17 protein-coding genes are annotated in these 15241 nt (G+C 41.8%); 7 read left to right on the top strand and 10 right to left on the bottom strand.

Annotated features, from left to right (window positions below):
- Positions 1 to 27 precede the first annotated feature (27 nt).
- The 4 genes from R2S57_RS03875 to R2S57_RS03860 all read right to left on the bottom strand — a co-directional run bounded on the left by R2S57_RS03875 (position 28) and on the right by R2S57_RS03860 (position 4413).
- Positions 28 to 1464, bottom strand: coding sequence for a sulfatase (locus R2S57_RS03875; protein ID WP_316843796.1), 1437 nt, complete (start codon positions 1462 to 1464; stop codon positions 28 to 30).
- Between the two features lie 209 nt (positions 1465 to 1673).
- Complete coding sequence (locus R2S57_RS03870; RefSeq protein WP_316843795.1) at positions 1674 to 2003, bottom strand: hypothetical protein; 330 nt, start codon at positions 2001 to 2003, stop codon at positions 1674 to 1676.
- A gap of 84 nt (positions 2004 to 2087) precedes the next feature.
- Entirely contained in the window at positions 2088 to 3341 is a 1254-nt protein-coding gene (locus R2S57_RS03865; RefSeq protein WP_316843794.1) for an MFS transporter, read from the bottom strand.
- Positions 3328 to 4413 (bottom strand): zinc-binding dehydrogenase, encoded by a 1086-nt coding sequence (locus R2S57_RS03860; protein WP_316843793.1) that lies wholly within the window; start codon positions 4411 to 4413, stop codon positions 3328 to 3330. The genes R2S57_RS03865 and R2S57_RS03860 overlap by 14 nt, the downstream gene beginning before the upstream one ends.
- A 213-nt stretch (positions 4414 to 4626) precedes the next feature.
- On the opposite strand from R2S57_RS03860, the gene R2S57_RS03855 reads away from it, so the two are divergent.
- From R2S57_RS03855 to R2S57_RS03845, 3 genes are all read left to right on the top strand, one after another.
- On the top strand, positions 4627 to 5325 hold the full coding sequence (locus tag R2S57_RS03855; protein WP_316843792.1) for a phosphonatase-like hydrolase: 699 nt from the start codon (positions 4627 to 4629) through the stop codon (positions 5323 to 5325).
- A gap of 320 nt (positions 5326 to 5645) precedes the next feature.
- The gene (locus R2S57_RS03850) at positions 5646 to 6131 is read left to right on the top strand and encodes a hypothetical protein (protein WP_316843791.1); all 486 of its coding nucleotides are present in this window, start codon (positions 5646 to 5648) and stop codon (positions 6129 to 6131) included.
- Positions 6132 to 6140: 9 nt separating this feature from the next.
- A complete protein-coding gene (locus tag R2S57_RS03845) occupies positions 6141 to 6716 on the top strand; it encodes a hypothetical protein (RefSeq protein ID WP_316843790.1) in 576 nt (191 codons plus the stop codon).
- A 128-nt stretch (positions 6717 to 6844) separates the two neighbouring features.
- Here R2S57_RS03845 and R2S57_RS03840 read toward each other — a convergent pair whose 3' ends face one another.
- Together R2S57_RS03840 and R2S57_RS03835 are read right to left on the bottom strand one after the other, a co-directional pair.
- Positions 6845 to 7969 (bottom strand): hypothetical protein, encoded by a 1125-nt coding sequence (locus R2S57_RS03840; RefSeq protein WP_316843789.1) that lies wholly within the window; start codon positions 7967 to 7969, stop codon positions 6845 to 6847.
- 273 nt (positions 7970 to 8242) lie between these two features.
- The gene (locus R2S57_RS03835; protein WP_316843788.1) at positions 8243 to 8731 is read right to left on the bottom strand and encodes an Lrp/AsnC family transcriptional regulator; all 489 of its coding nucleotides are present in this window, start codon (positions 8729 to 8731) and stop codon (positions 8243 to 8245) included.
- A 302-nt stretch (positions 8732 to 9033) separates the two neighbouring features.
- Here R2S57_RS03835 and R2S57_RS03830 point away from each other — a divergent pair, with 302 nt between their 5' ends.
- Positions 9034 to 9990 (top strand): NAD-dependent epimerase/dehydratase family protein, encoded by a 957-nt coding sequence (locus R2S57_RS03830; RefSeq protein ID WP_316843787.1) that lies wholly within the window; start codon positions 9034 to 9036, stop codon positions 9988 to 9990.
- A 115-nt stretch (positions 9991 to 10105) separates the two neighbouring features.
- Here R2S57_RS03830 and R2S57_RS03825 read toward each other — a convergent pair whose 3' ends face one another.
- Positions 10106 to 11263, bottom strand: coding sequence for a zinc-dependent alcohol dehydrogenase (locus R2S57_RS03825; protein ID WP_316843786.1), 1158 nt, complete (start codon positions 11261 to 11263; stop codon positions 10106 to 10108).
- Between the two features lie 60 nt (positions 11264 to 11323).
- A complete protein-coding gene (locus R2S57_RS03820) occupies positions 11324 to 11500 on the bottom strand; it encodes a hypothetical protein (RefSeq protein WP_316843785.1) in 177 nt (58 codons plus the stop codon).
- A 123-nt stretch (positions 11501 to 11623) separates the two neighbouring features.
- Between R2S57_RS03820 and R2S57_RS03815 the strand changes: the two genes are divergently transcribed.
- The gene (locus tag R2S57_RS03815; protein WP_316843784.1) at positions 11624 to 12037 is read left to right on the top strand and encodes a hypothetical protein; all 414 of its coding nucleotides are present in this window, start codon (positions 11624 to 11626) and stop codon (positions 12035 to 12037) included.
- On the opposite strand, the gene R2S57_RS03810 is transcribed toward R2S57_RS03815, so the two are convergent.
- Positions 12030 to 12791 carry a DUF72 domain-containing protein gene (locus tag R2S57_RS03810; RefSeq protein WP_316843783.1) on the bottom strand — a complete coding sequence of 254 codons (762 nt, stop codon included), beginning with the start codon at positions 12789 to 12791 and terminating at the stop codon, positions 12030 to 12032. The two genes, R2S57_RS03815 and R2S57_RS03810, sit on opposite strands and share 8 nt — an antisense overlap.
- A gap of 229 nt (positions 12792 to 13020) precedes the next feature.
- Between R2S57_RS03810 and R2S57_RS03805 the strand changes: the two genes are divergently transcribed.
- Positions 13021 to 13527, top strand: a complete 507-nt coding sequence (locus R2S57_RS03805) for an RNA polymerase sigma factor (protein WP_316843782.1) — start codon at positions 13021 to 13023, stop codon at positions 13525 to 13527.
- A gap of 142 nt (positions 13528 to 13669) precedes the next feature.
- On the opposite strand, the gene R2S57_RS03800 is transcribed toward R2S57_RS03805, so the two are convergent.
- Complete coding sequence (locus R2S57_RS03800) at positions 13670 to 14317, bottom strand: response regulator transcription factor (RefSeq protein WP_316843781.1); 648 nt, start codon at positions 14315 to 14317, stop codon at positions 13670 to 13672.
- 352 nt (positions 14318 to 14669) lie between these two features.
- Between R2S57_RS03800 and R2S57_RS03795 the strand changes: the two genes are divergently transcribed.
- Positions 14670 to 15236, top strand: coding sequence for a hypothetical protein (locus R2S57_RS03795; protein WP_316843780.1), 567 nt, complete (start codon positions 14670 to 14672; stop codon positions 15234 to 15236).
- Positions 15237 to 15241: the final 5 nt, after the last annotated feature.

Here is a 15241-nt window from a genome sequence, read left to right as displayed (position 1 = left end):
TGGTTGATTTTTCTGTAATATATAAATTTAATTTTCTCCCCCAACTGTTCCCTGAACTGGTTTATTGGTTGCGGTAATCTTCGTGGGCAGTGGTGACTTTGTTTTTTCCATCCAGCATAAAAGATCTGCCAAAAGCTCATCCCGCTTTGTGCGGTTGGTGCTGGCCAGATTCAGGTGTTCACCTTCATCAGTTTTGACATTGTATAATTCTACAGCATTATTTTCATTGATTTTAGCTTTTCCACCTTCAAGCATCCATTCCTCGAGATAAAGATGTAGCTTAAAATCTCCTTTCCTGATGACGGCAACCGGCCTGGTGCGGAATACTTTATCGCGCCCTCTGATGACAGGATTATCCAGATAACCTGGAAAATACCAATATATCGATTTTCTAATGGTTTCTGTTTCCTGGCCCAGCAAAAGTGGCATCAAATCTTCTCCATCGCCCTTAAATTTATGATCGCCAGCCAGGGCCATAAAGGTGGGGTAAAAATCGAGATTGATGATCGGAGTAGAATTAACAGTTCCCGGTTTGATGTGGCCAGGCCAATAGCCAATAAATGGTTCTCTGATCCCCCCTTCATAATAAGACCCTTTATTTCCACGTAATGGCTCCTGTGATGATTGTTGGGTGGCACCATTGTCGCTGGTAAAAATTACAAGTGTATTTTTTTCCAATCCTGATTTTTTCAAAAAATCGAGTATTACACCTACGCTCGCATCAAAATCGTATGTGCAGGCGGCGTAAACCGCCATCTGATCACTTAAACCTTTTTTCTTGAATTTGGCGATGGTTTCAGCTTTTGCTTCTAGTTTAGAATGGATCGCATTGTGGGCCAGATAGGCAAAAAAGGGCTTATCTTTGGTTTGCTGCATAAATTTAATGGCGGCTTCGGTAAGGTATGCTACCCCTTTTGGGTCTGCGGCTTCATTGCTGCCCTTTGCTGATTGTTCTTTTTGGCCTTCCCTGTACAGATCGAATCCCTGCGCCTCAGGTTGTGTTTCTTTCGAATCAGCAAGGTGCCATTTACCAAAAATAGCAGTGGCATACCCCTGTCCTTTCAGTCCTTCGGCAATGGTCTTAAATGACGGATTGAGGGAAACGTTATTGCGTACAGGAACAAGTTTCATCAATTCCACCGGACCACGGGTAGTGCTCCCTACGGCATACACGCCGGTTCGTGGCGAATACTTTCCGCTAATCAGTGCTGCACGGCTCGGCGCACAGTTACCGGCGCCAGCATAGGCATTGTTAAATACAATTCCTTTTTTTGAAAGGGCATCAATATTTGGGGTTTCCATGATCTTGCTTCCGGTAAAACCACAGTCCATGTAACCAAGATCATCTGCAAAAACCAGCAGTATATTGGGTTTTGAAATAGAAGGCTGAGTACCTTGTGAATTGGCGTTTAAATAGAATGAAAAGACGAAAACGAATAGTGAAAACTTAAAGAAATATCTCATAAATATTGGCTAAGGTGTTAAGGTGAGGTACTATAGTTGCTAAATAAGGGCAAAGTAATTCATCTGGACAGCAACGAAAATTAGCAAACAAATTTAACAAACCCTAAATACGATAACAATCAGCAATTAACGGATTAAAACAAGATATTAACCCATAGCGGTAATGACTTGTCAGGGCGGTGAAAGGCAATACGATGTTGTTAATGGCACTAAATGAGATGGCTTTTATGGATGCTTTCTTTAAGCAATATAAACTCGTAACTATCCTGAGGAATGATTCTTCGGAGCGACTTCAGTTTTTCGGGCACAAACCTAAACCTGATTTTACCATAAAGATCCTGATAAACACCAATCTGCTGAGTGATTTCGCGCACCATACATTCGTACCTCTGATAGGTTTCGATTAAATCGCCCCTAAGGTCTCTGATCTGTTCGCAACCTTTAGGATCATTACCAATTATCCCTTCCAGTTCTTCCAACTGATCGAGCAGACCAATCATGTTTGCTACCGTTGCTTTGCTTATCCCCTTTAAACTCATATCTATTTTATAAAACCGTATCATACCGGCAGCAAAAATCTACCTCCGGCTTTTATTTTTAATATCTGATAAACAGATCATTACTTAATCCAAAGCTGGCTTAACCAACGTTTTCTTTCCCATTCTGGATACAAAAAGCGCAATCGTAGCAGATAACACACATGCTATTGCGGTTACAATAAAAATATTGTTGCTGTCGCCGGTAATATCGATTACATAACCCAGAAAGGGCTCACCAATGGCTGCAAAAAGATAACCGCACATATTCATAATCCCCACACCAGTACCCGTTAATTTATTTCCCAACATATCCGGACTTAACGGCCAATAACAGGCCTGCGGTCCATAAACAAAAAAACCGGTAAGCAACATCAGCACGCTACTCAAAGCAATCTGTTGTGTAGGCACAATAAAAATAAGCAGTGATAATACCGCGCTTACCGACATGCCAACCACTATGGCTTTTAACCGGTTTCCCTTGAACAAGGTATCGGATAAAACCCCAAAACAGATTGCACCGATAGCCATACCCACCGGAAGCAGAAATGTTACCCAGATATTGCCAGGATTATCTTTCCAGTTTTTACCTAGAAAATGTACCGGAACCCAAAATATAAGACCATAACGGGCCATACTTTCGAAGCCGAAAGACAATGAGGTAAGCAGAAATTTTTTGTTTCTGAAAGCTTCCTTGTAGCGATCCAACCAATCTGACCCATTATCTGTTGAATACTGATTCTCAGCACTTCCATTTTCTTCAGGTTTATCTTTTGCAACAATCAAAAGTATGGTTGCGGTAACCAATAGCAATAATACCGGCAGGCGGAACAACATCCGCCATTCAATGCCCTGTTGCAGTAGTACAATAGAAATGAGGTAGGTAACTGCCGACGACAGCCCTGCGGCCATGGTATAAAAACCAAAGGCCTTGCCCCTTTCGTGTTCATCCCACCAGTTATTGATCAGTTTCGCACCTGGTGCCCAGGCCATCGACTGAAAGAAACCATTGAGGCCCCAGAGCACCATAATCATAGTAGCGGTATTCGAAAAACTGATGGCAATATTGGTCAGGATGGATAAATAAGCTCCAGCTGCAATCATCAGTTTAGGACTTAATTTATCAGCAAGGTTCCCATTAACAAACTGGCCTATTGCATAACCGATCAACATACAGAAGCTGATCCATCCAATGGTGCTATAGGGAATGTTCAGCGAAGCAGCCATACCTTTTACCGCCCAGCCGAAATTATGCCTACCGGTATAAAAGAAGAGGTAACACAGCATGGTTACCAATAACATTCTCCACTTTAATCTGCTGCTACTATTATTGTTGTTCATCATCAGTTTTTTTAGCAACATTTATCCCAACCCGTATAGGTTTATCAGCTACGGCATAATTAAATGCCGATTCGGCATCCCTTAATGAAAATTCTGCTGAAACCAGGTCTTCAAATGGAAATTTTGTATAATTATTTTCGATAAACTGAACTGCTGCTACAAAATCTTCATAATTATAATTGTGTAGCCCCTTAATAGTAATGAGATTGCGTACTACTCGCTCGGCATTCACCCGTACCTCGCGGTTTTTAAATACGGCTCCGATCCAAACCGCTGTTCCGCCAACCGCAAGTGTTGCCAATCCGCTTTCCATGGCATCTGGCGATCCACTCATATCAAAAGCCACATCAATATCATTCGGAAGCAGTGTTTCATCAGTTAACAAATGTTGAACATTGGCACCGAAGGAAGTAGCCAGATTTAAACGTGCTTCGTTTACATCCGCAACGTGTATTTCCTGTGCACCATCGGCACTACACATGGCCGCACACACCACACCTAATAATCCCACACCCGAGATCAATACCTTTTTGCCCTGAAGGCTCCCCGAAAGGCGTATTGCGCCAGCAACGGTAGCCACCGCACAATTGATGGTAGCCGCAACTTTTAAGGGAATTCCTTTACTGATTTTCAATACCGTGGTACCGTTTTTTAATATGCAATGCGTAGAAAGACCGCCATGAAGCGCATCGGTTTCCGTCACCGTGGCGTGGCCATATTTAAAGAGCCCGTCAGATTTTTGGGGCATGCCTGCCCTTGCCTTATCCGAGTTGGCATTGGAAGCAAATATGCTCCAGGTTACCCGGTCACCAATTTCGAGCAGATTCCCTAAATAATCCTTTTTGTTATGCCCGGAATGGAAACTAACAATTTCGCCTACAATTTCGTGACCCAATACCGTAGGTACAGCTTCATTGCGTAATCCGCAAAAAGTATGCAGGTCGCTCCCACAAATTGTAGTGTAAAGATTCTCGATGAGGATTTCGCCAGGCTGTAATTCAGGAATGGGCGTTTCCATTTCCTCAAGGGCTTTCCCCGCTCCATTGAAAACAATGAGGGTTGCATTTTTCATATATAATTTTTCTGTTGATCCAATTTGGTTATTCTGCTTTAGATTTTGGTGCGATCCTAATCGTAAAGCAAAAGTGAGCTTTTAATGTTTAGCAAATGTAAACAAATGTTAACTTAAATGTTAACTATCGCTAAACATTTGTTTAGCAATACTACATGTAGTATCTTTGTGAAAAGAGTTTAAAATTAATTATCTTACTTTAAAAAAAACAGAATGTACCCTGAAATTAAAATGGTCGTATTCGACATGGCTGGTACCACGGTAAACGAGAACAACCTCGTATACAAAACGTTAATGAATGCTATAAACGCTGCTGGTTTTTCTTATAACCTTGATCAGGTGCTTGCTGTCGCAGCCGGAAAAGAAAAAAGAGAAGCCATCAGGTCTGTTCTAAAAACATATGAAGGTACTTTCGACGAAACTACTGTTGGCGAAATTTATGATGAGTTTATCGGAAAATTAAAACTGGCCTACGAAACGGAAGAAATTTTACCGCAGCCTGGTGCAATTGAACTTTTTGGAAAACTCCGTGAAAATGGAATCATTTCTGTACTGAATACAGGTTACGACCGTTTTACAGCACAATCTATACTTGATAGGTTAGGCTGGAAAGCAGGGGTTGATTTTGATACACTGATTACCGCTTCGGATGTTAACCAAAACAGACCTGAACCAGATATGATTTTGTTAGCGATGAAACAGCATGGAATTACTGATGGTAAATCGGTAATGAAGATCGGCGATTCGAGCATCGATATTGAAGAAGGGCAAAATGCGGGTTGTGGACTTAGTATTGGTATTACCACAGGTGCCCATACAAAACAACAGTTATTGGAAGCAAAGCCAGATGCCGTAATCGATGGATTAACAGAAGTTTTTAATATTATTACCGGAACACCCGCAAACGCATAGTGTTCCTTACCCTAACACAAGTCGGACCATGCTGCTTCAGGCCTATGCACCATGGCCCGACTTGTGCTTTCTCCAGATCAATACCAGTAATTACTCATTTCTTTCAAAACCCGATTCCGTGGTTTTATTACTGCCTTAAATAGGAAATAATATAGTTTGGAAGCACACCACTTATAGATCAAGCAGAACTGTTTCAGCTATTAAATTGCACTTTGGATGCTCGTTCAAAACTACACCTCCTGCGTGCCCATTATTTTTTGGCATCCAAACTACAGTAAAAATTTTTCCTTATCTTCACAATACCTGTATCATGATGTTTTATGAGGAAAGATGAAATGGTTCTATATGAAAAAGGGCGCGACTATGGCGGCTGTTCTTGTATGGCGAGTTTGTTCTTGTTCACATTTTTCATCATGATAATCATTTCTTATTTTTCAGAAGACCAGGAATTCTTACGTATCGGTCTTTGGGGTACGGCAATACTCCTATTTATATTACTGGCTATAAATTTATTGGCTTATAAGGCCGAACATGGTGTAAAAACAATGTTATTAACGGTATCAGCAGAAGGGATTCACTATTATGAGCATACAACATTTATCCAATGGAGCGCGGTAACAGATATACAGATTATTAACCATGAGCTCTCCGTTTCTGTTGGTAAATCTCCTTCACTAGATTTTAAACTGAATTTATTGGACACAGACCTAAGAGAAACTTTCGACGATTTTTGCCAGTTGCTTAACCGGTATTATTATCCTAAAAGCATCTATATCTATGAAACTGCAGTTTCATGCGGCTGTTAAAATAAATTCATGATGAAGCCTATATTCACCACCATATTGCCAGACGCGGAATACCAAAATTATAAAGAAAACCCATTATGGCAACGGCTTGATATTTATTCGCCTGACAACGAAGGTTTTGCGATCCCATTTTCCCGAAAACTAGCTGTTACCGAAGATTGGACAAGGCGGTTTACCTTAAAGGCGATTGAAGAGTACAAACGTTTTGTGTATCTCTGTTGCATATCAGAAAACGGCGCATCACCTTCTATCGTGATCGATAAAGTATGGCATATGCACTTGCTTTACACGATGGAGTATTGGAAAAAATTTTGTCCTTTGGTTTTGGGCAGGGAACTGCACCATTATCCAAATGTAGGCGGTATAGTGGAGTATAACAAACATCAGGATTGGTATCTTGAAACACTCAAACTTTACCTGTTGATTTTTAAAGAAAATCCGCCTCAGGATGTTTGGCGGATACCCCAGAATATTGTTCCGTACCTATTGCCACAGGACGAAAACAATGGTGCTTATAATGCGAAACCAGCTGGGAAGAAACCGATACTAGAGAAAATGATCAGCATCATACGTATCTTCAGATAATTGTGTTAACATATTTCTCCAATATTCAATACTGATAGATAACAACCAAAATGAAATACTTAGGCAACTGAGTTGTTCGTGCTCGAACAACCCAATTTCTTTTTTAAATACGATTGAGCAGCTTCAAATTATTCAATACATTCCTTCACTTTACCAGCCATCTTTAATGCAGAAGTAGCGCTTGCTTTAGGAGAAGGAATATCACCAGGTTGGTAATAATTATCAAGCCTTACCGGAAAATCGCCAGCTTTATTCATTTCGTCTTGCCTGGCCATAAATACAGGCACATTCCCCCTGTTGTTTTGAGGATAAGTCATAGATGAGCTGTGGTTATAGCCCAGAACATGTCCCATCTCATGAAATGGCGTACTATAACTATTGGTCATGTAATTTAAAGTAAGCCAATCCGGAATACCAAAAGTGCTTCCACCCCCAAGTCCGGAAACTTTACGGGTATCGGTAAGGCCGCAATTAATCTTGGTACGTGTTTGGGCTTTGATCCAATCGGCTTCTTTTTCGGCAGTGGTAAGCGGCGTTGCCCCATCATTACCAACAATGAGTTCGTTTACCAACCGGCCTTTCATGGCTGCATCTGTATACATGTAGGCAAAATTGATCATGAAGCCAGTTAACATCCTAAACTGTTTTGCTGTTGGCTCATCCAGCCAGTTATTATCCAAATTTTCAGGATCAAAATCATGCATTTTGGGTTGCCATTTTATGATGCTCAATTTTTTAAGCTTCCCAATAAATGCGGTGGTACCAGTAAATTCAAAACTAACATCGGCAGGTTTAATGCCATTGACTTTGTAGGCTGATAAATCTGCCTTGACATTGTTCACATCAAGGTATTCAGACTGCCCGCTAATAAATGGATATGGCATCTTTTTAATCCGGTGTCCTTTAATCGTACCGATATGAAATAGCTGAATTTTTTGTGGCTGTCCGGCAATGGACAGGAGAATTGTGGCATCGGTGATATCCACAGGAGCAAAGTTGGCAACCTCTATGGTGGTATTGTTTACCGCTGTAACGCGTAATACCTTACTGATATCGAATCTCCTGCTTTCGCTGGTCATCACCGACATCGCCTCGCCATCTTCAAACATCAGTTCATCTGCAGAAGTTCCGGTGAAAGAATAAGTTGGTGTAGTTGGCCCCGTTTCCACAGGCTCCTTCTTCGCACATCCGGCAATTAATAATGCAAAACTGAAAACCATCAGTTTCTTTAGTGGGTAAGCTTTTGTTCTCATAAATGTAATATATAGGTAAATAATAGGTGTAGATTTTTGGCAATAACAATCTAAAAAACAGGAGACCTTTAATTGGCACTAACTCCATTAAACTTTACACAGTTCAAATCCGACACTAATGATTAAAGCACCCCAACGCCAAATAAACATAATTTAGTATTAGTAAACAATCAAAAACTAAAGAATCTTCTTTTAATCAAAAAACACTTCGCACCTGAATGCTCAATAAATATCAGTTTAGGGCTTGTTTAAGCGGATTGGCAGGGTATTGTGTTACAAAACCTCTTGTTTATACCGGATGGGATAACAGAGCAAACGTTTGGCTTCATTTACCACAAATGTACTGTTGAGTGCGCCTACATTCTCTAATTTAGAAAGTTTTTCCATGATGAAACGGTTATATTCGGGCATATCGCCTACTACGATTTTGATCAGAAAATCATATTCTCCTGTAGTGTGGTAACATTCGAGTACCTCGGGATATTTAATCACCTGGTTTTGAAAATTGGATAAAGCCTCTGCGCTATGCACGGTGAGTTTGATGTGCGAAAATGCAATCCAGAGATCGGTAAATTTACTTCGGTTGATTACCGTTACCGTTTCTCCTATAAATTCCTCACGCCTCAGCCGGCTCACTCTTTCGAAAATGGTACTGCCAGAACGCTTAAGTTTGGCCGCGATTTCTTTATTGGTCAGCCGTCCGTCTGCCTGAATGATCCGTAATATGTCCAGATCAAGCTGATCCAGTGTGCTGTTGTGCATGCGTGCTTGCCGTTTTTATGATATTGTGTTAATTTCAGGAAAAGTTAACCGCTAATTTATACCGTTTGAGTTAAGGCAAACTTAATGAGTTTCTTCGAAATGTGCCAAATTACAGGCAATAATATTTGGACGGGCACTTCAATCGCGGTTCTGGAGCAAAATTTAATTTTGCCTTTTTGGTCCTATCAGAATAATTTCCGGATTTCGAACACACCTGAGGAATTGTGAACTCCAGCACCGAATTTCGTGGCTATAAATCGCTCTTTGATTGATGAATAAGAGGATAATTAGACATACACGACATGGATCAGGAAAAAATATTAGTGATTGGTGCCTGCGGGCAGATCGGCAGAGAGCTTACTGCTGCGCTACGTTTAAAATTTGGACAAAAACAGGTGCTGGCTTCTGATATACAAGCAACGGATAATTTGTCAGTAGAGGTTTTCCCTTACCATCAACTGGATGTGACTGATGTAGTTGCGCTGGAAAAACTGATTACCGGAGAGCAGGTTACCCAAATCTATCACCTGGCTGCGATGTTGTCGGCCACTGGTGAAAAGCACCCTAAAAAAGCCTGGGACCTGAATATGGACAGTTTGCTTAGTGTGTTGGATCTTTCCGTAAAATATAATGTTAAAAAAGTATTCTGGCCAAGCAGCATTGCCGTTTTCGGACCAGATTCAGAAAAGAAAAATACCCCCCAACAGGGCATAACCGAGCCTTCAACGGTTTACGGAATCAGTAAGGCAGCCGGGGAATACTGGTGTAAATATTATTTTGAGAAATTCGGACTTGATGTCCGCAGTATCCGTTACCCTGGATTGATCAGTTATACCGGAGCCCCGGGTGGTGGCACCACTGACTATGCGGTAGATATTTTTCATCATGCAGTAGAGGACAAACCTTTCACATGCTTTTTGAAAAAAGATACCGTACTGCCGATGATGTATATGGCAGATGCGATCAGGGCTACGCTCGAACTGATGGATGCACCTGTGGATAACATCAAGGTGCGTACTTCTTATAATCTAAGTGGGCTGAGCTTTAGTCCTGAGGAACTTTCTAAAGAGATCGAAAAGTTGGTTGAGGGATTCAAAGTAGATTATATGCCTGACTTCAGACAACAGATTGCAGACAGCTGGCCTGGAAGCATTGATGACCGCACAGCGCAAAAGGACTGGGGCTGGAAACCGGCTTACGACCTGAAAGCAATGGTTAACGATATGCTGTTAAATTTAAGAGAATTGCAGGAGCATTAAGCTTCTCCTGAATTGTTGCAGGAGAGATTGAAATAGTTTAAAATAGCAACAACAGGTGATCCTTTCGGTTCACCTGTTGTTGCTATCACTTATCTTGCCAAGGTGAGTAAACCCCTTAAGGTTTAAGTACCACCTTTACACAGTCTTCCTGTTTTTCATCAAAAATTTTATAGGCATGGGCGGCATCAGCCAATGGTAACGTGTGGGTAATGATATCATCCAAAACTACCTTTCCTTCATCTACCAGGCTAATCAGTTTATCGATATAATTCAGCACAGGTGCCTGTCCCTGTTTAATCGTAATTCCCTTATCGAAAATCCGAAATAGCGGAAAATTATCGTATGGTGAGCCATATACGCCCATAATGGAAACTGTACCCATCCTTCGTACCGATTCGAAACACATTTCAAGTACTTTCATCGAACCTTTTTCAAGGTGGATCGTAGCTTTCAGTTTATCCATCAGACTTCGTTCGGGTTCAAAACCTACGGCATCTACACACACATCAGCACCCCGGCCACCGGTCATTTCCCTGATGGCTTCTACAACATCCACTTTGTGCGGATTCAGCGTTTCAACATTGTTGGCCGCCCGTGCTTTCTCCAAACGGTAATCTAAAGGATCGATAGCGATAACCCTGGCTGCCCCGTTAATCCATGCGGCCTTTTGTGCCATTAAGCCTACCGGACCCGAACCAAAGATGGCTACAGTCTCACCGCCTTTTAACTGTGCCCAGTCAATCGCCGACCATCCTGTTGGGAAGATATCAGTAAGGAAAAGTGCCTGCTCATCGCTCAGGTGTTCGGGTACAACTCTAGGGCTTACATCTGCATAGGGTACCCGTACATATTGTGCCTGCCCGCCAGAGTAACCACCATACAGATCGGTATAACCAAAAAGTGCACCGCCTTTTTGATCGGCTACATTACCCGCTGGACCATAGTTTTTGTAATTGGATTCTTCGCAGGCCGGTGATGCCTCATGGGTACAGAAAAAACATTTTCCGCAGGATATTGGGAAAGGTACCACTACACGGTCGCCAACTTTAAGGTTGGTAATGGCCGATCCAACCTCTTCTACGATCCCCATAAACTCATGGCCCATCACCATCGGATCCTTTTGTGGCACAGCCCCACTCAGGATATGCAGATCACTTCCGCAGATGGCTGTTGAAGTAACTTTAAGGATAATGTCTCTGGGATCTAATATTTCCGGATCCGGAACGGTGTCGAACCGGATATCACCGGGCTTGTGGAATACTGCTGCTTTCATATGGCTTAATTTTTTGGGCCGTAACCCAGGTTGATTGTTGTTTTATATTTTATGTTGAGCCTAACTATCGGCATCGCTGCCTTCAGGGGTATCGCTCTTTTCCGGATCTGCGGCCTGTGGTTCTGGCTTTCCGAAATTCCCGTTTTCATCATAGGCTTTATCGGCATCGCTGCCTTTAATTTCCTCATTGGGAATACTTCCTGTTTTGCCTTTTTCTTCTTCCTTATTGTTTTCCATATTAATACAATCCTCATTTAGGATACATTGTTTTGTCTATTTTCACAACATTTAGGCATCCTCTTATCGATCAAAACATCTCTTTAGCATAACTGTTGTTATTGCTATAATCGAATCTGTATCATGAACAGCACAAAAATCAGGGAAGCCGAACGTTTTGAAATGGGCAGACAGGCAGAGCGCGCCGGGCAGCTTAAGGAGGCTGTTAAACAATATGTTCTGCTACTCAAAAAAAAGCCCGCACATGTGGCGGCCAACAGCAGGCTAATGATGGTTTATCGGAAACTGCACGAATATTCGAAAGAGGTTGCACTCATTAAAAATGCAATTAATGCCCTTGAGCAGGAAACAGAAACCCAACAGCAACACTATGTGGATGAACATCCGGATAAAGCAAGGGATACCAAAGCGCTGGCCATGAGCCTTGGCCTGCTCGGTACAAAAGGTCTTCCTGTCGCGGAGAATGAGACTGTTTTAAAATGGCAAAAAAGACAGACCATTGCGAAAAAGAAGCTTGAACGGCTAAAGCTTAAATGATGTCGTTTACAAAACCTTTAAGGGTTTTCAGATTAGCATAAGCCTCGCCCATGGTATTGTTGAAATAAACATAAACCACTTTTCCATCCTCCAACCATTCCCTAATATAACTGGCATATTCTGCCAGTACATCATCCGGATAACTTCCCCTATAATTGCCGCCAGGCCCATGAAACCGCAGATAGCGGAAATCCGTATCAAGCGCATCGAGTGGACTTGCAGCTGCCCCTTTGTCGTGTATAACCATACCCAACCCATATTCTTCCAAAAGCTCCATCACTTCATCCACATATAATGATGGATGCCGAAACTCCAGTGCGATCTTCCAGGTCTTTTCGGGGTCGTGCTCACGCAAGCTGGCCATTAACCGGCTAAGCTGCGGAAAATTACCAATCCTGATGCTAGGCGGAAACTGGACCAGAAGACAACCTTTCTGATCACCGGCATGGGCAATTACCTCCATAAACCTGGCAATATCTGCAGGATCAAAGCCCAATTGTGGCGCATGGGTAATGCCTTTAAAAAGTTTAAAGGTGAAAAGGAAATCTGCTGGAACCTCTCCAGTCCACTTTTTTACGGTTGAGGCCAGCGGAATTTTATAAAACGAGCTATTGATTTCGATACTGTTCATAAGCGAGCCATAATAGCAGAGCCTGGAGCGCTCCCTGAAGGCCTCGGGATAATGCAGTTTGTTGGGTACAGGCAAAAGCAGGCCACTGGTACCAGAATAATAACCGTTGATTTCTTGTTCCATTACTTTAGGAACAACGGCAGCTGTTAAATTGTTGTGGAGAAACAAATCTAGATCATCACTGCGGTCAGATTTAATATTTCGCAGCACCAAAATAGGCACCACTAACGATTAAACAGGTAAAAATACGGGCGCTGCGGAATCTACGTATTGGGCAATATGCTGAGGGAAATGGAACATGCAGCTGGTACAGGTTTTGTTTTGAGTGCTTATACGCTAAAACAATAAACTTATGACTCAGAAAGAATTCAGTGAAACCATTTGTTTGCACGCGTCGTCTCTTAAATCGCACGCGCTCAATTTTACCCGCGACCCGGAAGATGCCAACGACCTGTTGCAGGAAACCCTGCTAAAGGCCACACGTTTTGTTTCAAAGTTCGAGGATGGCACCAACATCAAAGGATGGCTCTTCGTGATCATGAAGAACACCTTTATCAATAACTACAAAAAAGGCCTTAAAAACCGCGATCGCACTGTACAGGAGGAAGAGATTACCTCTGCCAATCTTCATTATAGCGCCACTACCAATGCTTCAGTTGGAAGTTTCGCCATGCAGGACATCAATCGTGCTTTATCCATGCTACCCGAAAAATATTCGGTTCCTTTTATCCGCTATTTTGAGGGATACAAATACCATGAGATTGCGGAAGAGATGCAACTGCCATTGGGCACGGTAAAAACCTACATCCATGAGGCCAGGATCCACCTGAAAAAATACCTTAAACAGTACCAGTCATAAAGCCAAAAAGAGGAAGGCAGTTTTAAAATCTGCTTTCCTCTTTTTTATACACTACCCTAAAATGGGTCAAAATTTTCATGGCTACGGTTGCGGAAACTACGCATTCTTCGAGTCGAGTACCTGAAATACCAGCTTTTGATCATCAGTTCAGAATGCCATTTGTGTAAGCAAAACGCATCAGCGCAGCGGTATTCCTAGCACCTGTTTTATCGATCAGACTCTGGCGGTGGCCCTCAACGGTACGGCGTGAGATAAACAGTTTATCCGCCATCTCTGCATTGGTAAGTCCCTGACCAATAAGCTGTAAAATTTCGATCTCTCTGGATGAAAAACCCGAGTCTCTAATTCCGCTGCCCGGAATCAGTACTGAATCCATCACCTGATCTACGATTTTAACCGAAAGCGCCGAACAGATATAACGTTCGCCAATGGCGATTCTGGATAGGGCAAAGAAAAGTTCATCTGAATCAACAGATTTGGAAAGAAATCCTTTTGCTCCCGCCCTTATGGCCTGATAAAGATGTGATTCATCATCAAACATCGACATCATCAACACTGGCACCTGAAAATTCCTGTCTGTGAATGCTTTGGTCATCGTAATCCCATCCATAACAGGCATGCCAATGTCTGATACAATAAGATCGGCCTTTAATCCGCCCTCCAATGCATCTAGCACTTCCTGGCCGTTACCGGCATCGAAAACAATTTTGTATTCATTTGTGGATTGAAGGAGCATTTTGAGTCCGTTCCTGATGACCTTGTGATCTTCTGCTAAAATGATATTTTTCATTAGGGTTAGGCGTGATCAGGGCAAGGCTGTAGAATATTGACGATTAATCAGGCACTAAACTAACACCCCACTTTCCATAAAGTTTTAAATCAGCAATGAAAGGTCTGTTAACTGCAATGAAGGCTGATCTCCTGGAGGGCTTAAAAAATAAAAAGAAGCTTAAATTTTAATATCTTTAATAATCAGATCAGTAAACACCTGATAAAGGAACATTTTTAAACCAATCAGACTATTTTCTGGATGACCATCCTCAATTTGGGCCCATGGTGATCAGGTAATGGATAGATCTGATCACTCGTGATTTGACAACTGATCTCTTTTTAAGGTATCATTATTTTATTAACCGCCCTCTATGGAAACCTTTACCCATATCAAAACTGTACTAGGCATCATACTCGGACTGAGTATAACCCACTCCTTAAAAGGGGTAGTTAAAATTATTGAACATCCCGACCGTTTAAAGCCCTATACTACCCATCTGTTATGGGCTTTTTACATGTTTTTAAGTACCGTGTATTTCTGGTGGTTTGAGGTGCATCTGACCGAAATAAAGCATTGGGATTTTTTAAAATACCTCTTTTTGGTAATTTATGTAGTCACCTATTATACTTTAGCCGCCCTGTTATTTCCAGAAGATTTGAGGGATTATAAAGATTACAAATCCTATTTTTTATCTCGAAAAAAGTGGTTTTATTATATCTTGGCCTTACTCTTTGCATTTGATGCCGTCGACACTTATATAAAAGGCCCTGATTATCACGTCGAAATGTTAAAAGTATATCCGGTCAGGGAGCTCATTCATATCATTGCCTGCTTTAACGCTGCCAGATCTGATAATAAATGGGTACACCTGATTACCGTGTCTGCGTTTATAATATTTCAGTTTTACTGGATATTGAGCTTTTATATGAATGGCTAAATTCA

It is taken from the genome of Pedobacter psychrodurus (assembly GCF_032678585.1).
Taxonomy (GTDB): Bacteria; Bacteroidota; Bacteroidia; order Sphingobacteriales; family Sphingobacteriaceae; genus Pedobacter; species Pedobacter psychrodurus_A.
Note: the sequence above shows the minus strand (reverse complement) of the source record. Positions and strands in the feature narration are given on the sequence as shown.

What these genes read in the sequence shown, in the direction of transcription:
- R2S57_RS03850 (WP_316843791.1), top strand. Translation starts at nt 5,646, where the DNA reads ATGAGGAAAGATGAAATGGTTCTATATGAAAAAGGGCGCGACTATGGC.
- R2S57_RS03865 (WP_316843794.1), bottom strand. Translation starts at nt 3,341, where the DNA reads ATGAACAACAATAATAGTAGCAGCAGATTAAAGTGGAGAATGTTATTG.
- R2S57_RS03855 (WP_316843792.1), top strand. Translation starts at nt 4,627, where the DNA reads ATGTACCCTGAAATTAAAATGGTCGTATTCGACATGGCTGGTACCACG.
- R2S57_RS03805 (WP_316843782.1), top strand. Translation starts at nt 13,021, where the DNA reads ATGACTCAGAAAGAATTCAGTGAAACCATTTGTTTGCACGCGTCGTCT.
- R2S57_RS03835 (WP_316843788.1), bottom strand. Translation starts at nt 8,731, where the DNA reads ATGCACAACAGCACACTGGATCAGCTTGATCTGGACATATTACGGATC.
- R2S57_RS03845 (WP_316843790.1), top strand. Translation starts at nt 6,141, where the DNA reads ATGATGAAGCCTATATTCACCACCATATTGCCAGACGCGGAATACCAA.
- R2S57_RS03860 (WP_316843793.1), bottom strand. Translation starts at nt 4,413, where the DNA reads ATGAAAAATGCAACCCTCATTGTTTTCAATGGAGCGGGGAAAGCCCTT.
- R2S57_RS03840 (WP_316843789.1), bottom strand. Translation starts at nt 7,969, where the DNA reads ATGAGAACAAAAGCTTACCCACTAAAGAAACTGATGGTTTTCAGTTTT.
- R2S57_RS03795 (WP_316843780.1), top strand. Translation starts at nt 14,670, where the DNA reads ATGGAAACCTTTACCCATATCAAAACTGTACTAGGCATCATACTCGGA.
- R2S57_RS03830 (WP_316843787.1), top strand. Translation starts at nt 9,034, where the DNA reads ATGGATCAGGAAAAAATATTAGTGATTGGTGCCTGCGGGCAGATCGGC.
- R2S57_RS03815 (WP_316843784.1), top strand. Translation starts at nt 11,624, where the DNA reads ATGAACAGCACAAAAATCAGGGAAGCCGAACGTTTTGAAATGGGCAGA.
- R2S57_RS03825 (WP_316843786.1), bottom strand. Translation starts at nt 11,263, where the DNA reads ATGAAAGCAGCAGTATTCCACAAGCCCGGTGATATCCGGTTCGACACC.
- R2S57_RS03810 (WP_316843783.1), bottom strand. Translation starts at nt 12,791, where the DNA reads ATGGAACAAGAAATCAACGGTTATTATTCTGGTACCAGTGGCCTGCTT.
- R2S57_RS03820 (WP_316843785.1), bottom strand. Translation starts at nt 11,500, where the DNA reads ATGGAAAACAATAAGGAAGAAGAAAAAGGCAAAACAGGAAGTATTCCC.
- R2S57_RS03800 (WP_316843781.1), bottom strand. Translation starts at nt 14,317, where the DNA reads ATGAAAAATATCATTTTAGCAGAAGATCACAAGGTCATCAGGAACGGA.
- R2S57_RS03875 (WP_316843796.1), bottom strand. Translation starts at nt 1,464, where the DNA reads ATGAGATATTTCTTTAAGTTTTCACTATTCGTTTTCGTCTTTTCATTC.
- R2S57_RS03870 (WP_316843795.1), bottom strand. Translation starts at nt 2,003, where the DNA reads ATGAGTTTAAAGGGGATAAGCAAAGCAACGGTAGCAAACATGATTGGT.